General features: G+C 74.1%; 25 protein-coding genes. 11 read left to right on the forward strand and 14 right to left on the reverse strand.

All coding sequences use genetic code 11. The annotated features are described in order from the left end of the window. Window positions 1-6 precede the first annotated feature (6 nt). Both ACPPVO_RS44820 and ACPPVO_RS44825 read right to left on the reverse strand, forming a co-directional pair. On the reverse strand, window positions 7-825 hold the full coding sequence (locus ACPPVO_RS44820) for a fatty acid desaturase (protein ID WP_426504680.1): 819 nt from the start codon (window positions 823-825) through the stop codon (window positions 7-9). Then, on the reverse strand, window positions 822-2,555 hold the full coding sequence (locus ACPPVO_RS44825; protein ID WP_426504682.1) for an FAD-dependent oxidoreductase: 1,734 nt from the start codon (window positions 2,553-2,555) through the stop codon (window positions 822-824). The genes ACPPVO_RS44820 and ACPPVO_RS44825 overlap by 4 nt, the downstream gene beginning before the upstream one ends. 73 nt (window positions 2,556-2,628) lie before the next feature. Here ACPPVO_RS44825 and ACPPVO_RS44830 point away from each other — a divergent pair, with 73 nt between their 5' ends. Next, entirely contained in the window at window positions 2,629-4,032 is a 1,404-nt protein-coding gene (locus ACPPVO_RS44830) for a M1 family metallopeptidase (RefSeq protein ID WP_426504683.1), read from the forward strand. Between the two features lie 158 nt (window positions 4,033-4,190). Here ACPPVO_RS44830 and ACPPVO_RS44835 read toward each other — a convergent pair whose 3' ends face one another. Further along, window positions 4,191-5,381 (reverse strand): ATP-grasp domain-containing protein, encoded by a 1,191-nt coding sequence (locus tag ACPPVO_RS44835; protein ID WP_426504685.1) that lies wholly within the window; start codon window positions 5,379-5,381, stop codon window positions 4,191-4,193. Continuing rightward, a complete protein-coding gene (locus ACPPVO_RS44840; protein ID WP_426504687.1) occupies window positions 5,378-6,316 on the reverse strand; it encodes a glycosyltransferase family 2 protein in 939 nt (312 codons plus the stop codon). Before ACPPVO_RS44840 ends, ACPPVO_RS44835 begins: the two co-directional genes overlap by 4 nt. A 145-nt stretch (window positions 6,317-6,461) precedes the next feature. On the opposite strand from ACPPVO_RS44840, the gene ACPPVO_RS44845 reads away from it, so the two are divergent. Further along, window positions 6,462-8,246: a carbamoyltransferase family protein gene (locus ACPPVO_RS44845; protein ID WP_426504688.1), complete on the forward strand. Its 1,785-nt coding sequence runs from the start codon at window positions 6,462-6,464 to the stop codon at window positions 8,244-8,246. Then, window positions 8,243-8,899 carry a hypothetical protein gene (locus tag ACPPVO_RS44850; protein WP_426504689.1) on the forward strand — a complete coding sequence of 219 codons (657 nt, stop codon included), beginning with the start codon at window positions 8,243-8,245 and terminating at the stop codon, window positions 8,897-8,899. The genes ACPPVO_RS44845 and ACPPVO_RS44850 overlap by 4 nt, the downstream gene beginning before the upstream one ends. On the opposite strand, the gene ACPPVO_RS44855 is transcribed toward ACPPVO_RS44850, so the two are convergent. After that, window positions 8,862-9,974, reverse strand: a complete 1,113-nt coding sequence (locus tag ACPPVO_RS44855; RefSeq protein ID WP_426504691.1) for a UDP-galactopyranose mutase — start codon at window positions 9,972-9,974, stop codon at window positions 8,862-8,864. The genes ACPPVO_RS44850 and ACPPVO_RS44855 overlap by 38 nt on opposite strands. Before the next feature lie 81 nt (window positions 9,975-10,055). Beyond that, a complete protein-coding gene (locus ACPPVO_RS44860; RefSeq protein ID WP_426504693.1) occupies window positions 10,056-10,577 on the reverse strand; it encodes a hypothetical protein in 522 nt (173 codons plus the stop codon). Window positions 10,578-10,619: 42 nt separating this feature from the next. Here ACPPVO_RS44860 and ACPPVO_RS44865 point away from each other — a divergent pair, with 42 nt between their 5' ends. Next, the gene (locus tag ACPPVO_RS44865) at window positions 10,620-11,681 is read left to right on the forward strand and encodes a hypothetical protein (RefSeq protein ID WP_426504695.1); all 1,062 of its coding nucleotides are present in this window, start codon (window positions 10,620-10,622) and stop codon (window positions 11,679-11,681) included. On the opposite strand, the gene ACPPVO_RS44870 is transcribed toward ACPPVO_RS44865, so the two are convergent. Continuing rightward, the gene (locus ACPPVO_RS44870; protein ID WP_426504697.1) at window positions 11,620-12,639 is read right to left on the reverse strand and encodes a hypothetical protein; all 1,020 of its coding nucleotides are present in this window, start codon (window positions 12,637-12,639) and stop codon (window positions 11,620-11,622) included. The two genes, ACPPVO_RS44865 and ACPPVO_RS44870, sit on opposite strands and share 62 nt — an antisense overlap. Before the next feature lie 16 nt (window positions 12,640-12,655). Between ACPPVO_RS44870 and ACPPVO_RS44875 the strand changes: the two genes are divergently transcribed. The 4 genes from ACPPVO_RS44875 (at window position 12,656) to ACPPVO_RS44890 (ending at window position 16,855) form a co-directional block, all read left to right on the forward strand. Then, window positions 12,656-13,825 carry a hypothetical protein gene (locus ACPPVO_RS44875; protein ID WP_426504698.1) on the forward strand — a complete coding sequence of 390 codons (1,170 nt, stop codon included), beginning with the start codon at window positions 12,656-12,658 and terminating at the stop codon, window positions 13,823-13,825. A 40-nt stretch (window positions 13,826-13,865) separates the two neighbouring features. Further along, window positions 13,866-14,408: a TlpA family protein disulfide reductase gene (locus ACPPVO_RS44880; protein ID WP_426504700.1), complete on the forward strand. Its 543-nt coding sequence runs from the start codon at window positions 13,866-13,868 to the stop codon at window positions 14,406-14,408. Then, complete coding sequence (locus ACPPVO_RS44885) at window positions 14,401-14,994, forward strand: S26 family signal peptidase (protein ID WP_426504702.1); 594 nt, start codon at window positions 14,401-14,403, stop codon at window positions 14,992-14,994. The genes ACPPVO_RS44880 and ACPPVO_RS44885 overlap by 8 nt, the downstream gene beginning before the upstream one ends. A 106-nt stretch (window positions 14,995-15,100) precedes the next feature. After that, entirely contained in the window at window positions 15,101-16,855 is a 1,755-nt protein-coding gene (locus ACPPVO_RS44890; protein ID WP_426504704.1) for a hypothetical protein, read from the forward strand. 4 nt (window positions 16,856-16,859) lie between these two features. On the opposite strand, the gene ACPPVO_RS44895 is transcribed toward ACPPVO_RS44890, so the two are convergent. Genes ACPPVO_RS44895 through ACPPVO_RS44905 form a run of 3 tightly spaced genes read right to left on the reverse strand, consistent with a single transcriptional unit; the run spans window position 16,860 to window position 17,960 of the window. Further along, complete coding sequence (locus ACPPVO_RS44895) at window positions 16,860-17,186, reverse strand: YciI family protein (RefSeq protein ID WP_426504706.1); 327 nt, start codon at window positions 17,184-17,186, stop codon at window positions 16,860-16,862. A 22-nt stretch (window positions 17,187-17,208) separates the two neighbouring features. Next, entirely contained in the window at window positions 17,209-17,646 is a 438-nt protein-coding gene (locus tag ACPPVO_RS44900; RefSeq protein ID WP_426504708.1) for an SRPBCC family protein, read from the reverse strand. Then, window positions 17,643-17,960, reverse strand: coding sequence for an ArsR/SmtB family transcription factor (locus tag ACPPVO_RS44905; protein ID WP_360380909.1), 318 nt, complete (start codon window positions 17,958-17,960; stop codon window positions 17,643-17,645). Before ACPPVO_RS44905 ends, ACPPVO_RS44900 begins: the two co-directional genes overlap by 4 nt. A 127-nt stretch (window positions 17,961-18,087) precedes the next feature. Between ACPPVO_RS44905 and ACPPVO_RS44910 the strand changes: the two genes are divergently transcribed. Next, window positions 18,088-20,682: a transglycosylase domain-containing protein gene (locus ACPPVO_RS44910; protein ID WP_426504712.1), complete on the forward strand. Its 2,595-nt coding sequence runs from the start codon at window positions 18,088-18,090 to the stop codon at window positions 20,680-20,682. Between the two features lie 12 nt (window positions 20,683-20,694). Here ACPPVO_RS44910 and ACPPVO_RS44915 read toward each other — a convergent pair whose 3' ends face one another. Then, window positions 20,695-21,765: a DUF3616 domain-containing protein gene (locus ACPPVO_RS44915; protein ID WP_426504713.1), complete on the reverse strand. Its 1,071-nt coding sequence runs from the start codon at window positions 21,763-21,765 to the stop codon at window positions 20,695-20,697. Window positions 21,766-21,903: 138 nt separating this feature from the next. On the opposite strand from ACPPVO_RS44915, the gene ACPPVO_RS44920 reads away from it, so the two are divergent. Then, the gene (locus ACPPVO_RS44920) at window positions 21,904-23,607 is read left to right on the forward strand and encodes a S8 family serine peptidase (protein ID WP_426504715.1); all 1,704 of its coding nucleotides are present in this window, start codon (window positions 21,904-21,906) and stop codon (window positions 23,605-23,607) included. Window positions 23,608-23,686: 79 nt separating this feature from the next. After that, on the forward strand, window positions 23,687-24,037 hold the full coding sequence (locus tag ACPPVO_RS44925; RefSeq protein WP_426504717.1) for a hypothetical protein: 351 nt from the start codon (window positions 23,687-23,689) through the stop codon (window positions 24,035-24,037). 33 nt (window positions 24,038-24,070) lie between these two features. On the opposite strand, the gene ACPPVO_RS44930 is transcribed toward ACPPVO_RS44925, so the two are convergent. Genes ACPPVO_RS44930 through ACPPVO_RS44940 form a run of 3 tightly spaced genes read right to left on the reverse strand, consistent with a single transcriptional unit; the run spans window position 24,071 to window position 26,813 of the window. Further along, the gene (locus tag ACPPVO_RS44930; RefSeq protein WP_426504719.1) at window positions 24,071-24,754 is read right to left on the reverse strand and encodes a GOLPH3/VPS74 family protein; all 684 of its coding nucleotides are present in this window, start codon (window positions 24,752-24,754) and stop codon (window positions 24,071-24,073) included. Between the two features lie 32 nt (window positions 24,755-24,786). Beyond that, the gene (locus tag ACPPVO_RS44935) at window positions 24,787-26,145 is read right to left on the reverse strand and encodes a sensor histidine kinase (RefSeq protein WP_426504720.1); all 1,359 of its coding nucleotides are present in this window, start codon (window positions 26,143-26,145) and stop codon (window positions 24,787-24,789) included. After that, the gene (locus tag ACPPVO_RS44940; RefSeq protein WP_426504722.1) at window positions 26,142-26,813 is read right to left on the reverse strand and encodes a response regulator transcription factor; all 672 of its coding nucleotides are present in this window, start codon (window positions 26,811-26,813) and stop codon (window positions 26,142-26,144) included. The genes ACPPVO_RS44935 and ACPPVO_RS44940 overlap by 4 nt, the downstream gene beginning before the upstream one ends. Window positions 26,814-26,818: the final 5 nt, after the last annotated feature.

A 26,818-nucleotide genomic window follows, 5' to 3' on the forward strand; every position in this document is an offset into this window, starting at 1 on the left:
TAACCGTCACGGTACCCGGCGCGGGCGGACCCCGTTGGCGGCCAGGAACGGGTCGAGCCGGCGGCTGAGCTCGGCGAGGTGGTGGCTGGGCACCTGCGGGTACAGGTGGTGCTCGAGGTGGTAGGTCAGCTCGAGGAACACCGCGGGCACGATCCGGCCGCGCAGGGTGCCGGTCTGGGTGAGCGGCGAGTCGCCGTGCCGGTCGTGCGGCAGGTGGACGGTGAGCAGCGGGTACACCCAGCTGCCGGCGACGGCGAGCACCACGTAGAGCAGCACGGCCGGCGTGTGCGGCCACAGCAGGACCCCGGCCGTCGCCGCCACCGGCAGCGCCGCGGCCTCGGCGAGCAGCCACCCGCGCTCGGACCGGGTCCGGCGCAGCGCCCACCACCACAGCCGGAACAGGAACACCGGCCCGTAGAGCACCGCCCCGAGCGCGCTCAGCCGCGCCGGGTGGCCCTCGGGGTCGTCGTCGCCGGGGAAGCGCCGGTGGTGCTGCAGGTGGGTCGCCCGGTAGGCGTGCCCGCTCTCGAAGAGCGCCAGTCCACAGAGGAAGAGCGCCCATTCGGTACCGCGGGAGCCCAGCCCGATCGCCCGGTGCACGACGTCGTGCGTCACGGTGACGACCGCGACGAAGATCCCGAAGACGACGACCGGCGCGAGCAGCCACAGCGCGGGCCGGCTCGGGGCGGCCCAGGCGACGGCGGCGTAGAGGGCGATCCCGGCCGCGGGGCGGGCCAGGGCCAGGGCCCGGCGCCCGGGGCCGGTGGCGAGCAGGTCGGGGCCGAGGTCGGCGAGCGCCGGCCGGTTGACGTTCACGGTCTTCATGCGACCCTCCCCGGGCGCGCCACGCGTCCGGCCGCCTGCTCCGGCCGCGGCGCCGGTCCGGCGGCGGAATGCTTCCCGGCCGGCCGCTCCGGCTGCGCCGCCTGCTCCGGCCGCGGCGGCGGTCCGGCCTTCTGCTCCGGCCGCGCCGCCTGCTCCGGCCGCGGCGGCGGTCCGGCCTTCTGCTCCGGCCGCGCCGCCCGGCCGGCGGCTGAGCGGCCCGCCGCCTTCCGCCCGTGCCGCAGGGCCAGGCCGGCGACGATGCGGCTGCCGAGCACGCAGGCGACGGTGCCGAGGCCGGGCCATGTCGAGTCGCCGACGACCCAGAAGCCGGGCACCCCGATGTCGTGCGGCACGGCGTGCTGGTTGGCGTTGGCCGGGCTCTGCCGGACCCCGCCGACCGCGCCGCGCGGGCGGAAGGTGTACCGCGCGTAGGCCCGCGGGGTGCCCGTCTCGCGGACGACGGGCCGTTCGGCCAGCCGCGGGTACACCCGGCGCGCCTCCTCGATCATGACGTCGGCCGTCTTCTCGCGCCGCTCGGCGTGCCCGGCGTCGTCGAGGTCCTCCCACCCGGCGAGCTCGGTGTGGGTCGACAGCATCACCGCCCGGTGTCCGGCCGGCGCGCTGGCCGTGTCGCCCGGCGACGAGACGGAGACGAACATGTTGTTGCCGTCGCCCAGCGGCTCGCCGTACGAGCGCAGCAGCTGGTGATGGGTGAAGGCCGGCCCGGCGACCTCGTCCTCGGGCACGCCGAGGAAGACGACGACGGCCCCGCCCTGCTCGGCGGCGTCGCGGCGCACGAACGGCTCCAGCGCCGGGCGCACCCCGGGCACCCCGGCGAGCGCGGCGGTGGTGGCGACCGGCAGCGCGCTGACGACCTGCCGGGCACGCACGGTGCCGCGGGGGCCGCGGACGCGGAAGTCGCCGTCGCGCCCCTCGACGGCCGTCGCGCGCCACCCGCAGTACAGCCGGCCGCCCTGGAGCTTGTAATGCCCGACGACCGTCTGCCAGAAGCCGCGCATGCCCCCGGTGGCGCGGCTGAGCCCGGCCCCCCGGATCGTGATCCCGAGCGCGGCGTTGATGAGCGGCGCCCGGTCGACGGTGCTGTGCACGGTGTCCTCGACGAGCATGGACAGCAGCCCGACGAGCGGGTCGTCGCCGCGCAGCCCGTGCCGGCGCAGCGTCCCGCCGAGCGTGTCGCCCAGGTGCCGGGCCAGCGGGAGGTCGCGGGCGCGCACCCGCCGTCCATTGTGGACGACGTCGGCCAGGCCGCGCATCGGCATCCGCACCCCGGCGCGGCTGGCCCGCCAGAACGCGTCCGCGAGGCGGTCCAGGCGATGCCAGAACGCGCGGTGCGCGGGGCTGTCGCCGAGCATCCGCAGCCGCTCGGCGTGCCACGCCCGCTGGTCGCGGTGCAGCACGACGGTGCGGTCGGGCAGCCAGGCCACGTAGCCGGGCAGCGGCTCGGTCGGCGGCGCGGCCAGGCCGGCCGCGTCGAACAGCTCGGCGCCGACCCCGCCGGGCTCGAAGTCGACGAGGGTGGTCGCGCCGACGTCGAAGGAGAACCCGCGCCGCCGGTAGTACCCGGCGCACCCGCCGGCGTGGCCGTGCGCCTCGAGCACGACGGTGGACCGGCCCTCCGCCTGCAGCCGCAGGGCCGTGGCCAGCCCCGCGAGGCCGCCGCCCACGACGGCGACGTCAAACACGGTGTTCTGAACGCCCGTTCTGAACATATGTTCAAGCTACGCCGGCGAGCGCGCCGGGGCAAGACCGCAACCATCCGCGCGGATCAATGGTCTGTCCGGCATGGGATGGTTGACGATGCTGGCCGGCGCGGCGCTGCTCACCCCGGTCTTCACGCCCGGAACGGCCGGGGCCGGCGACCCCGACTTCCCCGCGTACGGCAACGGCGGCTACGACGTCGCCCACTACGACCTCGATGTGCGCTACCGGCCGGACACCGACGAGCTGACCGGCCACGCGACCATCCGCGCCACCGCGACCCAGAACCTCTCCCGCTTCGACCTCGACCTCATCGGGCTGACCGTGGACGCGGTGCAGGTCGACGGCCGGCCCGCGACCTGGACCCGCGACGGCTGGGAGCTCGTGGTCACGCCGCCGCGCGGGCTGCCGGAGCACCGGCCCTTCACCGTCGACGTGCACTACCACGGCGTGCCGCGGCAGTGGGTCATCCCCGACGAGACCGGGCAGTTCCCGGACCTGAAGTACGGCTTCGTCGCGACCGACGACGGCGCGATCGCGATCGGCGAGCCCGAGTCGGCGACGACGTGGTACCCGGCGAACGACCACCCCGGCGACAAGGCCACCTACTCGGTGCAGGTCGCCGTGCCCGACGGCCTGACCGCGATCGGCAACGGGCGCCCGCTGGGCCACACGACGCACGCCGGCTGGACGACGTGGCGCTGGGCGAGCGCGCGGCCGATGGTGACGTACGCGTCCACGATCGCGATCGGTCGCTGGCGCGTCGACGAGCACGTACACCGCGGCCGGACCACGATCCTCGCCGTCGACGCCGCCCTCCCGGCGAGCGCGGGCACGGCGGTCGCGCGCACCGACGAGATCATCGACTACTTCGAGGGACTGTTCGGCCCGTACCCGTTCGACACCGCCGGCGCCATCGTCGAGCGCGACGACGGCCTGCAGTTCGCGCTGGAGACGCAGACCCGCCCGATCTACCCGAGCACGTTCGTCGACGGCCCCGACGCCCGCAACGCCGTCGGCACCGTGGCCCACGAGACGGCACACCAGTGGTTCGGCGACAGCGTCTCGCTCGACTACTGGTACGACTTCTGGCTCAACGAGGGCTTCGCCACCTACGCCGAGTGGCTGTGGTCCGAACACGACGGCGGCACGACGGTCCGCGAGCTGTTCAACCGGTACTACGGCCTGCCCGAGACCTCGGCGTTCTGGACCCCGGCGCCGTACCGGCCGGAGGGCGGCGCGGCGATGACCGTCTCGAGCTACTCCCGCGGCGCGATGACCCTGCACGCGCTGCGCCTGCGGACCGGCGACGCCACGTTCTTCGCGATCCTGCGCGCCTGGGCGGACGGGCACCGGTACGGCAACGGCTCGACCGAGCAGTTCATCGCCCTCGCGAGCCGCCGGGCCGGCCAGGACCTGCGCCCGTTCCTGCTGGACTGGCTCACGGGCGCCGCGAAGCCGCCCAACCCCGACCCGCTCCCGGCGTAACGGCCGCCGGCGGTCCTGGGACGGGTCGGCCGGGCGGCCACACCCGGCGCGTTCCAGGCCGCGGCGGGCACGTTCGAGCTCCCCGGCCGGATAGCGCGCCGCGCTCACGAGGATGGTCAGGCCCGCGGCCGCCGCCCGGGCCGGCACGGCGCCGCGGCTCAGGGGCCCGCCTCGATGTCGAAGCGCAGGGCGGACTCCGCGGCGGCCAGGGACGCGGCCACGGCCGGGCGGTCGGGGCCCGCGGCCAGCAGGTAGCCGAGCTTCGCGCCCGCGCGGGTGTACGGGACCACGGTGTCGCCGAGCGACGCCGCCACGACCACGTCGGCGATGCCCGGCACCGCGCGCGCCGCGGCCACGCCGTCCACGCCGACGAGCTTGCCCTCGACCGGCGCGCCGAGCACCCGGAACGCGGCGTGGCCGGGCGGGCCGGGCTCGACGTCGATGCGCTCGCCCAGGGCCATGCGCAGGTACGCCTCCGTGGCGTCGACGCCGTAGGCCAGGCCGAGCAGCTCGGCGACGCCGTTGCCGCCGGTGCGCGCGCCCCACTCGCCCACGACGAGGCGGTCGTCGGGGGTGAGGAGCAGGTCGACGTTGAGGGCGCCCCAGCGGTACCCCAGCGCCGAGCACAGCGCGTCGAGCACCGGGCGGGCGCGTTCGGCGAGGTCGCCGGCCGGCATCCAGTGCTCGGTGGTGACGAAGTACGGCGGGTCGGTGAGCCGCCGCTCGGTGACCCCGGTGGCGGCGACGCGGCCGCCGGTGATCACGGCCTCGGCGGTGAAGTGCCGGCCGTTCAGGTACTCCTCCACGATGACGACGTCGCGGCGGGAGTGGGCGGCGGCCACGGCCAGCGCGGGTCCGAGGCCGGCCGGGGTGTCGACCCGGCCGATGCCGCGGCTGCCGCTGGAGTCGGTGGGCTTGACCATCAGCGGGTAGGGCACGCCGGACTCGCGCACGCCCGCTCGCGCCTGCCGGCGGGGGCCCTGCCACCAGCGCGGGCCGGGCAGGCCGAGGCCGTCGCAGACGGCGCGGAAGTAGCCCTTGTCGACCGAGGCGCGCACCGCCTCCGCCGACAGCCCGCACGGCAGGCCCAGCCTCGTGGCGAGGGCGTACTGCGAGGGCAGGTTCACGTCGCTGGCCGGCGAGACGACGCCGTCGACCGGGCGGCCGCGCAGGGCGGCGGCGAGCGCGGGCACGGCGAGGGTGCTGACGTTGAGCAGCTCGTCGGCCTCGGCGGCGCCGGGGGCGTCGGCGCGCGCGTCGGCGCAGATGGTGTGCACGCCGAGGCGCCGGGCCGTGCGGAGGGCGCCGAGCGCGCCGTCGGCGCCGCCCAGCACGAGCAGGGTCGTCACGAGGCGGCCGCCAGCCGGGCCGGGCGGGACGGGCCGCGGCCGGGCTCGAGCAGGTCGGCCGCGGCGACGGGGACGTTCGCCTCGCGCACCAGGAACTGCGGCGGGCGGGGCTGGCCGCGGCCGATGTGCACCAGGTAGCGGCCCATCACGGCCAGCGCGACCAGGGCGATGCCGGCGGCCAGGTACAGCAGGGGCCCGGCGGAGACGCCGGCGAGGGCCGCCGCGAAGCCGCCGAACGCGGCTAGGGCGGCCAGCAGGCAGGCGGTGACGGCGGCGGCGATGGTCCGGTCGGAGTACGACACGAACAGCTCGACCGAGTGGCGGGCCAGGCCGCGCCAGCTGACCTTGGGCTCGCCGCGCAAGCGCGGCCGGTGCGCGGTCGGCACCGTCGTCCACGCGGAGGTCAGGCGCGGCACGGTGGCCAGGAAGTAGGGGGTGCCCAGGCGCAGGTCGACGATCCGGCGCGCCAGCGAGGCCCGCACGAGGCGGAACGTGGTCGAGCCGGGCGGTAACTCGATGCCGAGCAGCTTGCGGGCGATGAGGTCGTGCACCGCCGAGGAGACGCGGCGCGACCAGCGGTCCTTGCGGTCGACGCGAATCCCGAACACCGCGTCGTAACCGGTGCGCGCCGTTTCGATGAGGCGCCGCCCCTCGGCCGGGGGAAATTGAAGGTCGGCATCGAGGTGCAGGATCCAGTCGTTGCGCGCATATCGATATCCGGCCGAAAATGCGGGTTCCACCCCAAAGTTGCGAGTGAAGGACAAATAGGACACGCGGTCGTCGCGCGCGGCCAGGGAACGGATGTGCTCGAGCGTGGCGTCGGTGCTGCCGTCGTCGACGAAAAGGATCTCCAGATCGTCGTATCCGGCCAGCTCAGCCACGATTTCTTCGTAGACCGGGCCGATGTTCTCCGCCTCGTCGAGGCACGGGACCACAACCGTCAGCGTAAATGGACGCACCTGTAGGCCTTCCATCGTCACGGGGGGCGTTCGGACATAACAGTGGTGACTGTTGTCAATATCAATACCACCGTCAGGCTTCCGACCCAAACGGTCGTTCACAGCGACTATGATCAATGACATGTATGTACTGGGTTTGAGCCAACACCACGACTCGGCCGCCGCCCTGCTGCTCGACGGACAGATCGTCGCGTTCAGCGAGGAGGAGCGATTCACGCGGATCAAACATGACGGGGCGTTTCCGGCACAGGCCGCGAAATGGTGCCTGGCCCACGCCGGCATCACGCTCGGCGACGTCGACCACGTGGCGTACTTCTGGCAGGCCCCGCGCGAGGTCCTGCACGCCGGCACCCACTTCCTGCGGCACCTGCCCGCGACCCTCGCGGTGTTCCGCAACGACGGCGGCGACTACGCGGACCGGGCCCAGAGCCTGCGCGCGACGCTGACTCGCGGCGGGGCCCAGACGCACTCGGACGACTACCACGTCGGCGGGGCGCTGCTGCTGCACCTGCGCCGGTCGCTCACGCTCGGGCGGATCCTGCGCGAGGCGGTCGGGTACACCGGAAAGACGCACTTCAAGGTGCACCTCGTCGACCACCACCACGCGCACGCGGCCAGCGCGCTACACCTGTCGCCGTGGACCGACGCGGCCGTGATCACCTGGGACGGCATCGGCAGCGACGGCACCTCCACGCTGCTGGCCGTGGCCGACGGCGACCGGATCGCCGACGTGCGCCGCGTGAAGTTCCCGCACTCGCTCGGCGCGATGTACGCGTGCGTCACCGGCTGGCTCGGCTTCCACCCGGCCAAGGACGAGGGCAAGATCATGGGGCTGGCCGCGTACGGCGGGCCGGCCTTCGTCGAGCCATTCCGCGAGCTCGTCCGGCTGGAGGACGAGGGCCGGTACGCGCTGGACCTGAGCTGGTTCCGCCACCACGCGACAGGCAAGCACCGGGTCTCGCAGAAGTTCGTCGACCGCTTCGGCGAGCCGCGCCCGAAGACCCGCGACGCGGTGCCCCAGCACTACGCCGACGTGGCCTACGCCTTACAGAACACGCTCGAGGAGGCCGGGCTCCACGTGGCCCGCTGGCTGCAGGCGCACACCGGCCGCACGCGGCTGTGCACGGCCGGCGGGGTCGCGCTCAACAGCGTCATGAACGGCAAGATCCTGCTGGAGACGCCGTTCGAGGAGTTCTTCGCCCAGCCCGCCTCGGCCGACGACGGCTCCGCGCTGGGCGCCGCGATGATCGTGAGCAGCGAGCGGGGCGCGCCCCGGCACCGCGGCAACTACATCTTCCTCGGGCCCGAGTTCCCCGAGGCCGACATGGAGAAGGCGCTCACCGAGGCCGGCCTGGCCTACACCCGGCCCGAGCGCATAGCCCGCAGCACCGCCGAGGCGGTCGCGGACGGACGGATCGTCGGCTGGTTCCAGGGCCGCATCGAGGCGGGGCCGCGGGCGCTGGGCAACCGCTCGATCGTCGCCGACCCGCGCGGCTTCGACACCAAGGACCGGCTCAACGAGAAGGTGAAGCACCGCGAGCCGTTCCGGCCGTTCGCGCCGTCGTGCCTGGCCGAGCACGCGGGCGAGTACTTCGCCAGCGGCTACCCGAGCCCGGTGATGCTGCTGGTCTTCGACGTGCTCGAGCACCAGCGCACGGTGGTGCCGGCGATCACCCACGAGGACGGCACCGCGCGGGTGCAGACCGTCGCGCGGGAGGACAACGCGCTGTACCACGAGATGATCAGCGAGTTCCACGCGCTGACCGGGGTACCGATGGTGGTCAACACGTCGTTCAACGACAATGAGGAGCCGATCGTCTGCACCCCGGCCGACGCCGTCCGCTGCTACCTCAAGACCGGCATGGACGCCCTCGCGCTCGGCCCCTTCTGGACGGAGAAGCAGTGATCCGACGCTGGGGCTGGCTGCTGGCGGGCGTGGCCGGCGGCACGCTGACCCTGCTCCTCATGGTGGTGCTGCCGCCCGACCGGACCATCGACAACCCGGCGGAGTTCCTGCTGCGCATCGCCCCCGTCGTGTGCGCGGTGCTCGCCATCGGCGGGTTCCCGCAGCGGCCGGGGCCCGGCCTGGCCCTGCTGGCCCTGGTCGTGCTCGGGTACATGGGCGTGCTCGACACGCTCTACGTGCTGCGGGTGCTGGACCTGGCCGACGCGAGCGACCAGGCCGCGGCGTTCCCGTCCTTCTACCAGATGGCGATCTTCGTCAACGCGTTCACGATCCTGGCGGTACTGCTGGGCTACCGGCTCGGGGGCGCGCCGACGGGCCGGGTCCTGCGCCTGGGCTTCGCCGCCACCCTGGTGCTCGTCTCCGGGCTCAACGACATCACGTTCTACTACCTGTACGGCTGGCCGGAGGGCCGCCCGGAGCGCTTCACGTGGGCGTCGCACATCACCGTCTTCACCGCCTCGCCGGCCTCCCCCGCGGTGGCGATCGGCTTCTGCGCGGTACACCTGGTGCTGGCCGGCCTCGTCCTCGCCCTGCCGTGGCTGCGCGCCCGGACGGTCAGCCGACCGCGCTCAGCAGACGCCGTGCCACGTTGATGCCCTGGCGCATCGCCTGGTCCATGTCGATGTACGTGTAGGTGGCCAGCCGTCCCGCCAGGACCCGCGGCGGCCCGGGCAGCTGCGCGAGCAGCTTCTCGTACTTGCGGTGCAGGTCGCGGTTGGTCCCCTGCACGTCGTCGACCGGGTAGTGGCGCTCGGGCGCGTTGGGGTACTCGTAGCTGACCATCGTCCCGGGCCCGCTCTGGCCGCTCATCCACTTCGTCTCGATCGCGCGGGTGTGCGGGTGCTGCAGCCCCGGCGTGTTGAGCACCCCGGCCGGCAGCACGTGCTCGGCGTCGGGGAACCAGCGGTGCACGAAGCGGACGCCGCGCCAGGCCAGCGGGCCCAGCGCGTCGGCGAAGAACTCGTCCAGGGCGCAGGTGAGCACGACGGCCGAGGCGCCCGCGCACAGCTCGTCCCAGTCGGCGACGGTGACCGGGGTGCCCAGGGTCACCGGCACGCCGCGCAGCAGCCCGTCGACGAGGCGCCGGTAGCCGCCCTCGGGCCAGCCCTGGTGCGGGTCGCGGAACAGGTCCAGCCGGCCGTCCTCGCGCAGCTCGATGCGGCGCGGCGCCCAGACCGCGGCGAGCTCGCTCGGCTCGCAGCCCCACTGCTTGCGGGTGTACCCCTCGATGTACTCGCGGTACAGCGTCTCGCCCATGAGCTCGATGCACCACGCCTCGAGGTTGTCACCGCCGGGCGCGTCCGGGCGCGCGGCCAGCTCCCGCTCGATGGCCGGCCACTGCGGCAGCTCGCGCAGCTCGGGCAGCTGCGGCGGCCAGCTCATGATGCGGCCGAAGACCTCGGTGCGCACGCGGTGGCGGTACGGCCGCATCGGCACCAGCGCGTTGACCAGCCGCCACACCTCCTCGTCGGCGGTGTGGAAGATGTGCGCGCCGGTCGGCTCGTAGAGGATGCCGGCCGCGGCGGCGGTGCGCAGCTGCCCGCCCCAGTCGGCGTCGGCCTCGATGACCTCGACGGGCCGCCCGGCCCGCCGTAACTCGTGGGCGACGGTCGCCCCGGCCAGCCCGGCGCCGACGATGCGCACCGGATGCGCCGCTGTGATCGACATTGGTCAACCTCCACGACCTTGTGGTTGCCGTGCATTCAACCACGTTGATCGATGAAAGTCGCGTTCCGTGACACAATGACGTCAGTCGGTGACGGGTTCGGACCAGACCTCGGCGTCCGCCAGGAACGCGTTCGCCGACGCCGCCGCGACCTCGGTGCCGCCGAGCCGCAGGCGGCCGGTTTCGCAGGGGATGTACACATTGGACAGCCGCAGGCCGTTGCCCGGGAACGCCGGCACCCCGATCGCGCGCGGCCGCCCGGCCCCGGTGATCTCCAGCTCGACGTCGCCGGCGGCCGCGCGGAGCCCGGTCGCGGGGTCGAGCTCGAGGCGCACCGGCGCGACGGTCACCGCCGGCTCCGGCCAGGGCAGGCCGGCGACCTCCGGGAAGTGGCGCACGAACGCCTCGGCGAGCCAGCGGCCCAGCTCCGGCGCCTCGGTGAGGACCCGCGGCCGCCCGTCGTGCCAGACCACGAGCGCGGTCCCGGCGCCCCGCACCGACCAGTCGACCCGCCACGCGGAGGCGAACGCGACGGTCCGCTCGCCGTCGCCGAGCGTGTCGCGGAGGGTGAGGCCGGGGTTGGCCCCGAACAGCAGTACGGTCACGGGAGCAGCATACGGGGTATCGATGGCCGTAAACTGTTGTCCATGACCGCGGAGCTCGCCGTGGAGTTCGCCGACCCCACCGCCCCGGACCCGCCGGCGGGCTGGGCCGAGCTGGTCCGCGCCGCGCCCCTGCACCCGGTGTGGGACTGGTCGCTGGTGCGGGCCGTGGCGGCCGCGCGCAACGGGGCGGCGGTCGCGGCCGTGGTGCGCGACGGCGACGAGGTGGTCGCGCTGGTGCACGCGCGGCTCATCGGGCCGGGCGGGACGGTGGCCGACGTGGAGTGCCCCGGCTCGATGTCCCTGCCCGGCGTGGCGCTGCCCGGCGACCTGCCCCCCGGCCTGGCGCCCGGCCCGCACGCGCGGCTGGACGCGGTGGCGGCGGCGTTCGAGGCGGCGCTGGGCCGGCGGCGGCGCGTCCGGGCCGTGTCGTACCGGCAGGTCTACGCCGCGGCCCTGCCGGCGCTGGCCCGGGGCGTCGCGCTGGTGCGCCGCGGCGACGACGTGGCCGTGCTGCGCAACCGGTTCGGCAGCTACGCGGAGTACCTCGCGACGCTGCCGAACAAGCGCCGGCGCGACCAGGGCCGGCTGGTGCGCCAGACCGACGGCGACGCGGGCGTGACAGTCCACTTCGGACCGCCGCCGGAGCGCTTCGACGCCGCCGCGTTCCACGAGCTCGCCGAGCAGACCGACCGGCGCAACCACCGCCGCCGGTTCCCGCCGCGGCGGCGGTGGTCGCTGGAGTTCCACGCCGCCCAGGCGGCCGTGCCCGGGGCGCGGCTGCTGCGCTACACCGCCGCGGACGGGCGGCTCGTGGGGGCCACCATCACCTTCGACCACCCGGCGGCCCCGCTGGCCGGCCCGTGGGCGGCGCTGGACCCGCACGAGGGGGGCCGGTCGGGCATCTGGTACGAGCACTTCGCGCGCTCGCTGCGCTGGGCGATCGAGTCCGGCCGCGGCGGGTACATCGCCGGCAAGGGCCTGATGGCCCAGAAGGCCGAGCTCGGGTTCGAGGCGGTGCCGCAGTTCACGGTGCTGCGGCGGCTCAGCGCAGCCGGCGCAGGACGAGCCACTGGGGCACCACCTCGTAGCCGAGCTCGCACTTGAGCTCCACGAGCCCCTTGCCGCCGATCACGCCGGCCCGCCCGGACTCGATCGCCCACCGCAGGATGCGCGCGTGCTGGTCGAACCAGAGCCCGTGCGGCCCGCCCGCGTGCGGGTCCAGGGCCCCCCACGGGCCGGCCAGGGGTACCGATGGATGGTCGAAGTTGATCCCCAGCCCGACGAGCTCCCCGGCGCGCTCGTAGCGGGCGGCCAGCACGCCCGGCACCGCGGCCAGCGCGGCCCGCAGCGGGTGCGACAGCCGCCGCGGCGGGGGCCACCGCCGGGCCTCGTGGCGGCCGCTCGTCGCATCGGCCAGGGCGTTGAACCGGGCGATGTCGACCGGCCCGGCCAGCGGGCCGAACGACGCCTCCAGCCCGGGTTCGCGCGCGACGAGCTTCACCTGGCGGCGCTGGCTGGCCCGCCGCGACTGGCTCAGCCCGGCCAGGTAGCGGTCGTAGTCGGCGAACCGGTTGGTGAACACGGTGACCGGCAGCCCCCGGCCGACCAGGCTCAGCCGGCCGGCCACGATCGGCAGCTCGCCGGCGAAGACGGACCGGTACGCCACCGCGCGCACCCGCCGGTGCTCCCGGCGCAGCGCCGCCTCGAACGCGGCCAGCGCCGCGGCGAGCAGCCGGCCGCCGTCCTCCCCCGCCGAGCCCGCCGGGTCGAGCACCGACGGCAGGCCGCCGCGCAGCACCAGGCCCGGCATCGAGGACGAGCCCGGGCAGCACACGTCGGCGAGCGTGCGGGCCGGGCCGGCCAGCCGGGCGTAAACCAGGCCGGCCACCTCCCCGCCGTCGCGCAGCACCGCCGCCAGCGCGCGGCCGTGGCGCGGGCCGGCCGCCGCGTGCACGACGGACCAGCGCCACACCGGGTGCACCGCGCCCGTGCCGGCGAAGTCCTCCCAGCCCGGCGGCGGCTCGGGCCGGCCGGCGTCGGCGAACTCGACAGTGAGTTCCATGTTCTTAAATATAGGGATGCGAGCGCGGACGGTGGCGGTCCTCGTGGCCGGGCGGGGTGTGGCAAGGGTCGCGCAGTACGCGGCCGGCATCGCCCTGCTGGCCGCCTGGGGCCCGGTCGCCTTCGCCGGGTACGCCGCCGCCTCGGGCGTGATGAGCTGGCTGTTCGCGCTGTCCGGGGGCACCGAGCGGGCCGCGCTCGTGCTCGTCGGCGGCCCGGGCGGGCGCCGGCTGGAGCCGCTGTTCGCGTGGTTCGCCGCGGCCCCCTTCGCGGCGGCGCTGCTGGGCGGGCCGCTCCTGGCGCTCCTCGCCCCCGGGGCGGTCACGTACGCGGCGGCGGCCGCGCTGTACACCGGCACGGGTACCGCCACCGTCCTCGTCGGCCTGCTGCGCCTGCGCGGGGCGGCGCACGCCGACGCCGCCGCGTTCACCGCGATCGCCGCCGGCTACGGGGTCGCGGTCGCCCTGGCCCTGCTCGGCGGGGCCGGCGTCGCCACCGTCCTCGGGACCCTCGCCGCGACCGCCGGGCTGGTCAGCGCCGTGCTGCTCGCCGCGCTGAGGCGCACCGGTGTTTCGCACCCGGCCTTGTCGCGGGCCGAGGTCGCCGGTGCACTGCGGGCCGTCGCCCTGCTCTCCACCGGCGAGGCCGTCGCCCTGGCCGGCGTCCCGATCCTGTACGCCGAGCTGGCCGGGCGGGCCGCCGCCACCCAGGTCAGCGCGTTCTACCTGGCGATGCTCGTCTCGGGCGCCGCCGGCATGCTCTGGGGCTACCTCCTGCGCCTGTGGCAGCCGCGGCTCTCGGCGTGGCTGCGCGCCCACCCGGATCGCGCCGCCCCGGCGGTGCGCCGGCTGGCCCGGGCCGCGTCCGCCGCCGCGGTCGCCGTCACCGCCGCCGGGATCGCCGCGCTCGCCGCGTGGGGCCCGAGCGGCCCGCTGCTGGCCGCGGCCGTCGCCGCCGAGATCGCCGTCTACACCGCGATCACCTGGGCCGGGTTCGTGGTGGAGAGCGGCGACGACCGCGCCCGCGCCCGCTCGACCCTCAGCGGCGCGGCGGCGCTCGCCGTCACCGCGCTGGCCGGCTGGTGGCTGGTCGCGGCCGGCGGCGCCACGGGGGCGGTACTGGCACTGGTCGCCGGGCTCGCGGTACGCGGGCCGCTACTGCGGGTTAGCGAGCGCTTAGGGCGGTGATAGCGCGGCCTGACAGCCCCGAGCACGGAAGAGGACCCAGATGTTGTACCTCACCGCGGCCGTCGTCGTCCTGACGGTGCTGACGCTGCTGAACCTCCTGCTGATGGTGGGCGTCATCCGGCGCCTGCGCGACCACACCGGGCGCTTCACCGAGATGGCGCGGTCGGTCATGCCGGAGGTCGCCGTCGTGGCCCCGGGCAGTCCCGTGCCGGCCTTCTCCGCGACGACCCGCGACGGCGACACCGTCGCGGACACCGCGCTCGCCGGCGAGACGCTTGTCGGGTTCTTCAGCCCGTCGTGCCAGCCGTGCAAGGCGCTGCTGCCGCGGTTCGCCGACCACGCGCGCCGGTTCGCGGGCGGGCGCGACCGCGTGATCGCGGTCGTCGTCGAGGACGCGGACCTCGCGGTGCTCGAGCCCGTCGCCCGCGTCGTGGTGGAGGAGCCGGGCGGGGCCATGGCCGCCGCCTTCACGGTGACGGGCTTCCCGGCCCTGGCCGTGCTCGGCGCCGGCGGCACGGTCACCGCGAGCGGCATGAGCCTGCAGGACCTGCCCCGCGGCCGGGCCCTCGCCGCCCGTGGCTGAACCCGCCGCGCGCGCCACGGCGGCCCACCTGGCCCGGCTGGTGTGGCGCTCGGCCCGCCGGCTCACCGCGGCCCAGCTCGCCGTCACCGTCGCCGAGGCCGTCACCCCGGTGACCATGGCGTGGCTGACCAAGCTGCTGCTCGACCGGCTGACCGGCACCGGGGCGGTGCTCGGGCTCGTCGCCGCGCCGGCCGGGCTCGGCGTGCTCCCGTCGTACCGCGGCGGCGACCGCCTCCTCGTGCGCCGCGCGGGCCTGGAGCGCTTGCGCACGGGCAGCATCGTCATCTTCCGCAGCCCGGACACGCCCGAGATGGAGACGGTCGCGGCGTTCTCCGACGCGCCCGTGCGCGCCGTGCTGCCCGACGACCGCCTCCTCATCAAGCGCGTGGCCGCGGTCCCGGGCGACCCGGCCCCGGTGGACCGTGTGCCGTCGCTGGCCGCACTGGGCCACGCGACGGTGCCGCCCGGGATGGTCGTGGTCCTCGGCGACAACCCGGCCGTCAGCCACGACTCGCGGGCCTACGGCTACCTCCCGGCCGCGAACGTCGTCGGCGTGGCCCTGCGCCGCTTCGCGGTCACCACCTGAGCACCCCGGGTGAGCGGAGCGGGTGTCCCGCTCACCCGGCCCGGTGCCGTACAGTGCGTGCGCCGGCCACGCGCGCGCGTGGGGGCGTTCGGGGGAGGTGCGCGCGATGCCCAACGGACTGCTGTCGCCGGTCCTGCTGCTGGTGCAGGCCGCCTGGCTGCTCGCGCCCGGGCTCGTGCTGGGGCTGGAGCTGGTGCGGCGGGAGCTGATCGCCCGGTGGCTGGTGGTGCCCGTGGCCGGCGTCGTCGGGGCGGTGTTCAGCTACGCGGCCGTCTGGATCTACCTCGCCGACGTCACCGCCGGGACGGTCTACAGCTACCTCACCGCGGCCCTCGCGGCCGCCGCCGTCGCACGGCTCCTGGCCCGGCCCGAGGACCGGCTCCTGCTGCGTGACGTCGACGTCGCGGCGCCGCTGATCCTGTTGTACCTGCTGACGCTCTTCCTCGTCACCGCGACCTTCGGCTGCACGCTGCGGCCCGAGCTGCACGAGCTCAACGAGGCGTGCCACCTCTCCGGCCTGACCGGCGACAACGTGCTGCCCCAGTTCTTCGCCGACCACATCCTGGACCGCAAGCCCCGCACCCCCGTCTGGGACTGGCAGGGCAGCGCCCGGCCGCCGCTGCAGTCCGGCGCGGTCCTCCTGCAGAACCCGATCACCGGCACCGACCTGCTGCGCAACCTCGGCTACCACACGCTCACCGTCCTGCTGCAGGTGCTGGTGGTGCCCTCGGTGTGGGCGCTGCTGCGCTGCCTGCGCCTGAACGGCTACCGGCTCGTCGTGGTGCTCACGATGTTCCTCTTCACCGGCTTCTTCGTGTACAACAGCGTCTTCGTCTGGCCCAAGCTGCTGGCCGCGAGCCTGACGCTCACCGCGTTCGCGCTGCTGTTCTTCGGCCGGCCGGCCCGCTCCATGTGGCTGCTGGCGGGCTTCGCGGCCGGGGCCGCGATGGTGGCGCACGCGGGCGTGGCGTTCACGCTGCTGCCGATGGGCATACTCCTGCTGTGGCGCCGGTACCGCCCCTCGTGGTCGCACGTCGGGCTCATCGCGGCCGCCGGGCTGCTGATGCAGGCGCCGTGGACGGCGTACCAGAAGCTCGTCGACCCGCCCGGCGACCAGCTGCTCAAGTGGCACATCGCGGGCCAGTGGCAGCCGGCGTTCGGCACGGACCAGCGCACGCTCACCGAGCTGTTCCTGGAGAACTACGGCGACCTGACCTTCTGGCAGATCGTGCACAACAAGCTGACGAACTTCGAGACGCTGTTCGGCCGCCGGATCACCGCCCCCTACCTGGCCGGCCCCGGGCCGATGGGCATTCTGCGCGGGGAGGAGATGTCCTTCGTCCTCTTCGGCCTCGGGCTGTTCACGCTCGCGCTGGTCGTGCCGGCCGTCCCCGCGCTGCGGCGCCGGCTGGCGGCGGTCCTCGACGTCGCCCGCCTCAAGATCATGGCGATCGTCGCCGGGATCAACCTCGTCATCTGGCCGCTGGTGCTGTTCGGGCCGGGCCACCCGGGCACCGACCCGACCATCTACCAGGGCTCGTACGCCATGATGGCCCTGCTGTTCATCGTCCTCGGCGCGATGCTCACGGTGCTGCCCCGCCTGGTCACCAACCTGTTCGTGGCGGCCAACGTGGCCTGGACGAGCCTGCTGTGGTTCGTGGGCGTGTGGATCCGCCACCACAACCACTGGAGCTACCTCGTGCTCGCCGTGCTGAGCTGGGCGGCGGTGCTGGGCTTCCTCTGGTACGCCGCCCGCCGGCTCGATGAGCACGAGCAGGCGGAGCCGGCCGAGGACGTGCCGGTCGAGGAGCTCGCGGTGGCGATTCCCCGGCCCCGGGACCGGCGGTCCGCGCGCAAGTAGCGCGTCAGTCCCGCAGGGGCCAGACCTCGACGACGCCGTACGCGACCGCGCACGGCGTCGCGGCGGCGAGCGCGACGGCCTCGTCGAGCGTGTCGGCCTCGATGACCGCGAAGCCCGCGACCGGCAGCGCCGCGGTCATGAACGGGCCGTCCTGGACGGTGGGGCCGGACTCGGCGTGGTTGCGGACCTGGACCGGCGAGCCGGCGATGGCCGCCTCGACGCCGGACGCGCGGAGCCGGGCGTCGTGCGCGTGGGCGCGGTCGCGCACGGCCGGGTCGGTCCGGTCGTAGCCCTGCTGGTCGCCGTAGCCGATGGTCATGAACTTCGCCATGGTGGGGCTCCTTTCGAGAGCGTCAGGCCAGTTCCCGCCCGAGGGCGTCGAGCCAGTCCCCGGTGCCCCGCTCGCGCCAGGCCGGCTGCTCGCGGTCGTCGAGGTACGCGGCCTGCTCGGTGAGCACCAGCGCGGTGCCCTCCCCGGCGGGCCGGAACTGGACCGTGGTCACGGAGATGGTGACCGGGACGCCGTCGGACGACAGCGTCGAGGTGTACACGATCCGCTCATTCGGGACGATCTCCTCGTACCGGGCCTCGTGCCGCAGCGCCCGGCCCTCGGTGTCGCGCCCGTGCACGGTCTCGTGGCCGCCGGCCCGGAAGTCGAGCTCGTGGCGGTCGCCGCCGAACCAGCGGGCCTTGCTGGCCGGGTCGGACCACGCCGCGAACACCCGGGCCGGCGGGCGCGGGTAGGTGCGCTCCAGCGTGTGCGCGGCGTGCAGCACGGTACGGTCCGTCACAGCTCCTCCTCCAGCCGGTCGAGGCGGCGCTCCCAGGCGGTGCGCTGCCCGCCCAGCCAGGCCTCGGCCCGTCGCAGCGCGGCGGGGTCGACGGCACAGGTGCGGACCCGGCCGGCCTTGGCCGACGTCACCAGGCCGCTGTCGATCAGCACCTGCAGGTGCTGCAGCACCGCGGACAGGGTCATGTCGAGCGGACCGGCGAGACGGCTGACCGACGCCGGGCCGCGCACGAGCTCGGCGACGATGCGCCGCCGGGTGGGGTCGGCCAGGGCGTGGAAGACCTGGTCGAGTGACCGTTCGCCGTCCTCGATCACGACTCCACCATAGGCCGGGCGGGGCCCAATGGTCAAGTGATCGCTTCAGTAACCGTGCGTTGATTTGACGCGTGCCGATGAGTGAAGGGGGTCGCCCGGATCGATGCAAGCCCGTACCCTCGGCCGCGTGGACAAGGACGCCAACAGTACGGGCGGACCGATCTCCGGGCGGGCGCGCATTCCCGGCGCGCTCTCCACGCCCGGCGCAGACCACGACCGGCCGGGCTATCGACCAGCCGGTCCACCCGCTGGGCGCGCCTCCGTGGGGCGGGCCGGCTCTCCCGTGACCGGCAGCGCATCGGTCCCGAGCGGCCGCGCCACCGTGGGCAGCGCGTCGGTCCCGAGCGGCCGCGCCTCCGTCGGCGGCGCGCCCGTCTTCGGCGGCCGCGCCACGGTCGGCAGCGCCTCCGTGTCCGTCATCAGCTCGTCCGGCGGTGTCCCCGAAACCGGGGACGGCGAGGGCAAGAGCTCGATCGGCAAGCGCGCCAAGCGCCGGCGCCGCCGCAACATCACCATCGCCTCGATCGCCGCGTTCATCATGATCGCCGGCATCGGCATGGTCGCCGGCACGTACTACTTCGACCAGGTCGCGCTGCCCGACGACATCTCCCTGGACCAGTCGACGACGATCTACTACTCCGACGGCGTGACCCGGATGGGCATCATCGGCGAGAACCGCACGGTGCTGGCGTTCAAGGACATCCCGGTCGACATGCAGCACGCGGTGGTCGCGGCCGAGGACAACAGCTTCTACACGAACGACGGCGTGGACTACAAGGGCGTCGTGCGGGCGGCGTGGAACAACGTCAGCGGCGGCGACCGGCAGGGTGCCTCGACGATCAGCCAGCAGTACGCGCGGCGCTGGGCCGACCTCGAGGGCGTCACCTACGCCCGTAAGGTCCGCGAGGCGGTCATCGCGCTGAAGCTCAACCAGCAGTACTCCAAGGACGAGATCATGACGATGTACCTCAACATCGTCTACTTCGGCCGCGGCGCCTACGGCGTCGAGGCCGCCGCCCAGGCCTACTTCGCCAAGCCCGCCAAGGACCTCAAGACGAACGAGGCCATGCTGCTGGCCGGGCTGGTCAAGAACCCCGAGGGCAGCGGCAGGGGCTCACCGTTCGACCCCAACATCGACAAGGTGGAGTCGCAGAAGCGGTTCAAGTACATCCGCGACCAGATGGTCCAGCTGGACTTCGTCAAGGAGGCCGAGGCCGACACCCGGATGAAGTTCCCGGACAACGTCATCACCCCGGCGCAGGCGCGGGACCGGGCGGTGCAGGCGCAGAACCTGAACCGGCCCGAGGGCCTGATCATCCACCACGTGCTCGGCGAGGTCTCGCAGCTCAAGGACCCGCGCACCGGGCAGCTGCTCTACGAGGACACCGACCCCGAGGACAAGAAGAACTTCGACAAGATCCGCAACGGCGGCCTGAAGATCGTCACCACGATCGACAAGGACATCCAGCCGATCGCGGTGCGCGAGGCCAGCCGCAACAAAGAGTCCAACATGGACAAGCAGCCGCCGAACCTGCAGGCCGCGCTGGTCGCGGTCGAGCCGGGCAACGGCGGCGTGAAGGCGTACTACGGCGGCGACAGCGGCAGCGGCTGCGACTACGCGAGCTACTACGTCGACCCGGTGCTCGGCACCGGCCAGGAGAGCTGCGGCGGCGGGCACCCGCCGGGCTCGACCTTCAAGGTGTACACGCTCGCGACCGCGCTGATGGCCGGGTACTCCATCGACTCGATGTGGGACGGCGTGCCGCGGGACTTCCCGGGCCGCACCGCGGCGAAGAAGAACCAGGTCAAGAACGCGACCGAGGGCGTCGAGCCGGAGTGCCACTCGGGCTCCGGGCACTGGTGCACGCTCGAGGAGATCACGGTCCAGTCGCTCAACGTGCCGTTCTACGCGATCACGCTCAAGCTGACGCCGGCCCGGGTGATCGACACGGCGCGCGCGGCGGGCATCCGCGACATGTGGGCGACGGTGCAGGGCCAGAACCAGCCGCAGCGCATGGACCTCACGAAGCTGAAGGGCTCGGACGTCGCCCCGAAGTACTTCCAGGAGGAGGTGGGCTTCGGGCAGTACCCGATCACCGTCCTCGACCATGCGGGCGGCCTGGCGACCATCGCCGCCCGCGGCACGGCCTTCAAGACGCACTTCCTCAAGGAGGTGTGGACCGGCGGCACGAAGACCTACGGCGAGATCCTCAAGGGCACCCGCATCCCGGGCTTCACCGAGCAGATGGCCGACGACATGGCCAAGGTGCTCACGGGCGTGCCGGTGCACTACGGCCTCAAGTCCCCCTACACGCTCGCCGGCAAGACCGGCACCTGGCAGCTGGGCAACACCACCTCGAACGCGCACGCCTGGATGGGCGGCTTCGCGCCGTACGACCCGGGCAAGAAGGCGACCGGCCTGGCCGCCGCGGTCTGGGTCGGCAACGTCAAGGACGAGCAGCCGATCAAGGACTACAAGGGCAACAACATCATCGGCGGCAAGCTGCCCGGCCCGATCTGGAACGACTTCATGAGCGCGGCGCTGGCCAAGATGAACATGCCGAAGCTCAAGTTCCCGAAGGCGCCGATGACCGGCGACAAGGAGGGCGACGGTATCTCGCCGACGCCGGCCATCCCCGGGGACCCGAACTTCCCGGGCTTCCCGGGCGGCCCGGGCCAGAACCCGACGCAGGCGAACCCGGGCCCGACCCGGCGCCGCTGAGCCGGAGCACGCTCAGGGCAGCTTGACGAGGTCGGCGAGCACGGCGCCGTCGCCGGCCAGGCGGCCTGGGGCCGGGCTGTCGTACACGACCAGCAGCCGGCGGTGCTCGGGCGGCCCGACCAGCGTGATGCCCTCGGCGTGGTCGTCGCCCTCGCCGTAGGGCAGGTCGAGCTCGAGGCGCACGGCGTCGCCGCGGACCACCTGTGGGGCGGCGGCGACGGCGGCGTGGTGCCAGCGGTACAGGCGCACCGGGCCGTCCAGGTCCATCGAGGGGCCAGTGAGCAGGAGCAGGTCGCCGCCGTCGGGGCACATGTCGCGGATGCCGAGGCCGCCGAGGGCGAGCACGTGCTTACGGTACCGCCGGCCGTCCTCGAACGGGCGCAGGCGCAGGCGCCGCGGGTCGTCGGGGTCGGCGTAGGGCCGCAGCTCCAGCACCACCGCCCAGCCGCGCAGCACGGGGCCGCGCAGGCCCAGGTAGACCCGCTCGCCGTGCACCGCGATGCCCTCGATGTCCAGGCCGTTGTCCTTGCCGGGGATGGGCAGGAACGGCGCGAGGTGCGGGTCGTCGCTCAGCAGGTTGCGGAGGTTGTCCTCGCCGCTGAGGATCGCCGCGTGCTGCGGGCCGCCGTCGGTCTCGACGTACGGTACCGGCGCAGGAAGACCGGCGACGTCGGCGATCGGCAGCCGGATCAGCACCTGGCGGTTGGCCTGGCCCTCGACCCGGGCCAGCCGCTTGAGCGGCTTCGGGCCGTCGTGGTGGGACTTGATCTGCTTGCGGCGCAGGCTGTGCGAGCCGATCGCCCACAGGAACGGCCCGGTGCGCGCCAGGCCCTCGATGTCGGCCTCCTCGTCGGCGTCCACGCCGGGCAGCGGCACCAGGTCGGCGAGGCGGAAGCTGGTCTCGCCGTCGTAGCGCCGGGGATCGCCCGGATCGTCGGCGACGAGCCGCTCGACGGTCGCGGTCTCGTCGCCGGCCACCCAGAGCACCGGCCCGTCGGCGCGCACGGCCGACAGGTTCGTGTGGGTGGTCGCGGCGCGCGAGCGTTCGCCCAGGTACAACCGCACGGTTTGGTCGACTGTCACCCACCCATCGTGACATCATCGCGACATAGGGATGATCACTTAGGGGCGACCCTTGAGTTTCCGTTCCGCGCCGTCGAGGGTTCCGCCGGCCTGGTGCCTCCTGTCTCATGTCCCCATTCCCTCGACCAGGGAGGTTATGTGGGATACCAGAAGAGGCTCACGGGCGCCGCGGTACTGACCGCGACGCTGACGCTGACGGCGGCCGGGCTCGTGTCGGCCCCCGCCAACGCCGAGGCCGGGGCGACGACCGAGTACACGGTCGTGGCCGCGGACAACGTGTCCACGGCCGACGCCGCCACCGCCATCGCCAAGGCCGGCGGCAAGGTGGTGGCGGGCAACACCGACGTGGGGATGTACACGGTGGTCGCGCCGCAGAAGGGCTTCGTCGAGAAGGCCGCGAACACGGCCGGTCTCGTCGGTGCGACGCACAAGGCCTCGATCGGCCGGGCTCCGAAGAAGGAGCAGCCCGGCAATGTCGAGCGCGAGGCGCAGCAGGCGGCCGCGGCCGCCAAGAAGGGCGGCAACAAGCCGGCCACGGCCGGCATGGACCCGCTGGACGACAAGCTGTGGGGCCTCACGACGGTCAAGTCGGACAAGGCGCGCAAGGTCAACGCCGGCGACAAGCGGGTGACCGTCGGCATCCTCGACACCGGCGTGGACGCGTCGAACCCCGACATCGCCCCGAACTTCAACTGGGCGCTGTCGAAGAACTTCGCGCCGGACATGGTGGACATCGACGGTCCGTGTGAGGTTGCGAGCTGCCTCGACCCGGTCGGTACCGACGATGGCGGCCACGGCACGCACGTCGCCGGCACGATCGGCGCGGCGGCCAACGGCCTGGGCGTCTCCGGTGTCGCGCCGAACGTGTCGCTGGTCGAGCTCAAGGGCGGCCAGGACTCCGGGTACTTCTTCCTGGAGCCCACCGTCAACGCGCTCGTGCACGCGGCGAACAACGGCATCGACGTGGTGAACATGTCCTTCTACGTCGACCCGTGGCTGTACAACTGCGTCGCCAACCCGGCCGACTCCGCGGCCGACCAGGCGGAGCAGCGCACGATCATCAAGGCGATGTTCCGTGCCCTCACCTACGCGCACAGCAAGGGCGTGACCCTCGTCAGCGCGCTGGGCAACAACCATGAGGACAAGGGCAAGCCGCGCACGGACATCTCCAGCCCGGACTACCCGGTGGACACGGCCTACGACCGGCCGGTCGACAACAGCACGTGCTGGGACCTGCCGACGGAGGGCCCCTTCGTCATCGGCGTGTCCGCGCTCGGCCCGTCGCTGAACAAGTCCGACTACTCGGACTACGGCCTGGAGCGCGTCGGCGTCTCGGCGCCCGGCGGCTACTTCCGGGACGGCTTGGGCACCGACACCTATCGGACCGTGGGCAACGAGATCCTGTCCACGTACCCGAAGAAGGTGCTGCAGGAGGAGGGCTCGGTCGACGAGGCGGGCAATGTCGTGCCCGAGTTCGCCGACTCGGTCTTCAAACAGTGCAACGCGGTCGGGCAGTGCGGGTACTACACGTACCTGCAGGGCACCTCGATGGCCTCGCCGCACGCCACCGGCGTCGCGGCGCTGATCGTCAGCGCGCACGGCAGCAAGCAGGGGCGCAACGGCTTCGGCCTGGAGCCCTGGAAGGTCGAGTACCTGCTCTACGCCACGGCCTCGGAGCACGCGTGCCCGAACCCGCCGCTGGTGTCGTACGTCAACGTGGGTCGCACCCCCGAGTTCGACGCGCTCTGCGAGGGCGGCACGCACTTCAACGGTTTCTACGGCCACGGCATCGTCGACGCCTACGCCGCGGTCACCGCGCACGCCTGGTGGGAGCACCGCTGAGCCCAGGAGCCGGGGCCGCCTTCCGGGGCGGCCCCGGCTCACTCGCGCGGCCGCGGCCGGCGTGGCACGCTCCTGGATCGTGAAGCTGTTGTACTGCGCCCACTGCGGCGACATCGTCCGGCTCTTTCCCGACAAGCGGTACTGCCGCTGCGGAAAGTCCTGGGGTCACTACCTCGCCGACAACTCGACCACCGTGCAGACGTGGCCGGGCCTGTCGCTCGGCATCGCCAACCCCGACTTCGTCCAGGCCCAGCGGGCCTTCGGCGAGGACGTGGAGCACTTCTCCCCGCTGCTGAGCATGCGCTGCTGGGTCAACCCGGTCTCCGAGCCCGACGTCACGTTCGTCATGGGCACGGCGCTCGACGAACCCGAGACCGCGTCCAAGACCGCGTCCGAGCCCGAGACCGCGTCCGAGCCCGTGCCCGACTGACGAACGCGGTTGCGGGGTGGGCCGCCGCGGGAGTCAGGCCTTGGCGGTGCCCAGGGCCGTCTGGATGGCCTTGACCAGGACCGCGACGACCAGGGCGACCGACGGGCGGATCGAGGACTCCTCCATGCTCACGGTGCCGGTGAAGCCGGCGTGGTCGGAGATCTTCTCCAGCTGCTCGTGCGCGGCCCGCACGTCGGCGCCGGTCAGGCCCAGGGTCGGCTCCATGCGCACGGCGCCGATCAGGGTGGCCAGGGCGGCGGTGCGCTCGTCGGGCTGGTCGTCGCCGATCAGGGCGCGGCTCAGGCGGTCGCGGACGTCGGCCTCGACCGAGGGGTCGATCGTCGGGTACCGGTGGAGGTGGATGTAACCGTCCGCGGTCGTCTCGTCGACGTCGCAGATGATGTTCTTGGCACACAGGTCGGCCAGGACGCGGTCGCGCAGGCCGTGGCGGAGGCGCTGGAGCCAGGAGGACGGCGAGTGCGGCGTGTCGGCGACGACGCGGGACAGCACCTCGTCGGCGATCGGCTCGCCCGTCGGGGCGGAGTTGGTCACCGCCAGGGTGCCGCCGACGTACGCGATCCGGCCCGCCAGTGCCAGCTCGACCAGCACGGCGGCGGCCATGCCGAGGTCGAGGCCGATGTGCGAGCCGGTCGCCCGGCCCGACTCGTCATCGTAGGCGAGCAGGAGTAATTCCTCGGCCAACGCAACTGAACCCATGACCCGGGACGTTAGCGCGTACCGGCCAGGGGTCAAGCCCCCCAGGGCCGCGGGTCCGGTCCCGGCGCGCGGCCCGCGGAGGCCGGATCGCCGCGGCGGTGCCAGCGCGGCCGGGCCACCCGCCGGGCGCGGGGCGGGCGACCGAGCGTGAGCAGCGGCAGACGTACCGTGAACCTCGCGCCCCGGCCCGGGTGGCCGTGCGCGGTGATGGCGCCGCCGTGGCCGGTCACGACCTCGCGCAGGAGGGCCAGGCCGAGGCCGTGGCGGCGCTCCCCCGCCCCGGCGCCGCGGTGGAAGCGGTCGAAGATCCGCTCGGCGTCGGCCGGGTCGAAGCCGGCGCCGGTGTCCTGGACGGTCACCTCGGCGTGGTCGGTGCGCCGGACGGTCACGGCGATGCGGCCGCCGGGCGGGAGGTGGGCCAGGGCGTTGGCGAGCAGCTCGCTCAGGACCCGGCGCAGGGCCGACTCGATGCCGGCGACGAGCACCGGGCCGCCGGGGGTGGCGACGGTGATGGTCCGGCCGCGCTCGGCGGCGAGGTCCGACTCGGCCGCGACGGCGTCGGCGGCCAGGACGGCGAGGTCGACGGGTACGGCGGCGGGCAGGTCGTCGGGCGAGGCGGCGAGGCGGGCCGAGAGCAGCAGCTCCTCCACGATCTCGCCGAGCCGGCGGGTCGAGGCGACCAGCCGGACGAGGTCGCGCTCGTCGATCCCCGGGTCCGGGTCCTTCTCGGAGGCCCACGAGAAGCCGTCGGCCGAGGCACCGGCGGCGCGGCGCGCCAGGAGCTGGGCGCGGGTGTGCACCTGCGCGATCGGGGTGCGCAGCTCGTGGCTGGCGTCGGCGACGAAGCGGCGCTGCCGGGCCAGCGCGTCCACCAGCGGGGCCACCGCGTGCCGGCCCACGAGCACGCCGGTGAGGACCGCGGCCAGCAGGCCGGCCAGCGCGGCCAGGGCGAACGCGAACAGCAGGTGGCGGCGGTCGGAGAGCTGGAAGCGGGCGTCGAAGACCACCTGCACGACGCGGTCGCCGCGGCGTTCGGTGTGCACGTAGTACCGGGTGCCGTCGCGGGTCAGGCGGGAGTCGTGCGGCCGGCCGGTGGCGGCGACCAGCTCGGCGTCGGCGACCACGGGCAGGCCGGGCGGGGGCGGGGTGTTGGCGCCGAGGAAGGCGCCGCGCTCGTACCAGAAGACCCAGCTGCACGCGGGCGGGCCGGGGACGGTGCCGTTGGCGGCGCCCCAGGCGAGCTCGCGCCGGATCTGGGCCTCCTGGCCGCGGACCAGCACCGCGTAGGAGATCCCGCCGGCCAGGGCCAGCAGCGCGGTGATGGCCAGGCCCACCCCGAGGCCGAGGCGCAGCCGGGCCCGGCGGACGAGCACCTCTTCGACGGGGATCACAGTGCGCCGAGGCGGTAGCCGAGGCCGTGCACGGTGCGCACGACGGGGCGGCCCAGCTTGCGGCGCAGGTAGTAGACGTAGGTGTCCACGATCGACGCGGCCGCCGCCTCGTCGAAGACCCGCCGGCGCAGCTCCGAGCGGGAGTGCACGGCGCGCGGCCGCGCCGCCAGCACCCGCAGCAGCTCGAACTCGCGCGTGGACAGGGCGACTCGCGTGCCGTCGGGCAGCAGGGCGTCGCGGGCCACGAGGTCGAGCCGGCCGCCGCCCAGGCGCAGCGACTCGGCCGGCGCCGGGGTGCGCCGGACCAGGGCGCGGATGCGGGCGCTGAGCTCGTCGAGGTCGAACGGCTTGACGAGGTAGTCGTCGGCGCCGGCGTCGAGCCCGGCGATGCGGTCGCCGACGGTGCCGAGCGCGGTGAGCATGAGCGCGCGGGCCGGCACCGAGCGGGACCGCAGCCGGGCGACCAGGTCGAGCCCGTCGAGGGCGGGCAGCAGCCGGTCGATGACCATGACGTCGTAGGGCCGGGTCAGGCCTAAGTGGAGCCCGCGCTGGCCGTCATGCGCCCGGTCGACGACGTAGCCCTCGTCGACCAGCGTCTCGCTCACCATCTCACTGAGCTCCTCGTCGTCCTCGACGACGAGGAGCCGCGGGGGCTCCGCAGCACGCACACCAT

Origin of the sequence: Dactylosporangium sp. McL0621 (assembly GCF_049995355.1) — a bacterium.
GTDB lineage: Bacteria > Actinomycetota > Actinomycetes > Mycobacteriales > Micromonosporaceae > Dactylosporangium.

What these genes read in the sequence shown, in the direction of transcription:
- ACPPVO_RS44875 (WP_426504698.1), top strand. Translation starts at nt 12,656, where the DNA reads ATGCGAGCGCGGACGGTGGCGGTCCTCGTGGCCGGGCGGGGTGTGGCA.
- ACPPVO_RS44930 (WP_426504719.1), bottom strand. Translation starts at nt 24,754, where the DNA reads ATGGGTTCAGTTGCGTTGGCCGAGGAATTACTCCTGCTCGCCTACGAT.
- ACPPVO_RS44870 (WP_426504697.1), bottom strand. Translation starts at nt 12,639, where the DNA reads ATGGAACTCACTGTCGAGTTCGCCGACGCCGGCCGGCCCGAGCCGCCG.
- ACPPVO_RS44820 (WP_426504680.1), bottom strand. Translation starts at nt 825, where the DNA reads ATGAAGACCGTGAACGTCAACCGGCCGGCGCTCGCCGACCTCGGCCCC.
- ACPPVO_RS44895 (WP_426504706.1), bottom strand. Translation starts at nt 17,186, where the DNA reads ATGGCGAAGTTCATGACCATCGGCTACGGCGACCAGCAGGGCTACGAC.
- ACPPVO_RS44855 (WP_426504691.1), bottom strand. Translation starts at nt 9,974, where the DNA reads ATGTCGATCACAGCGGCGCATCCGGTGCGCATCGTCGGCGCCGGGCTG.
- ACPPVO_RS44845 (WP_426504688.1), top strand. Translation starts at nt 6,462, where the DNA reads ATGTATGTACTGGGTTTGAGCCAACACCACGACTCGGCCGCCGCCCTG.
- ACPPVO_RS44880 (WP_426504700.1), top strand. Translation starts at nt 13,866, where the DNA reads ATGTTGTACCTCACCGCGGCCGTCGTCGTCCTGACGGTGCTGACGCTG.
- ACPPVO_RS44890 (WP_426504704.1), top strand. Translation starts at nt 15,101, where the DNA reads ATGCCCAACGGACTGCTGTCGCCGGTCCTGCTGCTGGTGCAGGCCGCC.
- ACPPVO_RS44865 (WP_426504695.1), top strand. Translation starts at nt 10,620, where the DNA reads ATGACCGCGGAGCTCGCCGTGGAGTTCGCCGACCCCACCGCCCCGGAC.
- ACPPVO_RS44830 (WP_426504683.1), top strand. Translation starts at nt 2,629, where the DNA reads ATGGGATGGTTGACGATGCTGGCCGGCGCGGCGCTGCTCACCCCGGTC.
- ACPPVO_RS44825 (WP_426504682.1), bottom strand. Translation starts at nt 2,555, where the DNA reads ATGTTCAGAACGGGCGTTCAGAACACCGTGTTTGACGTCGCCGTCGTG.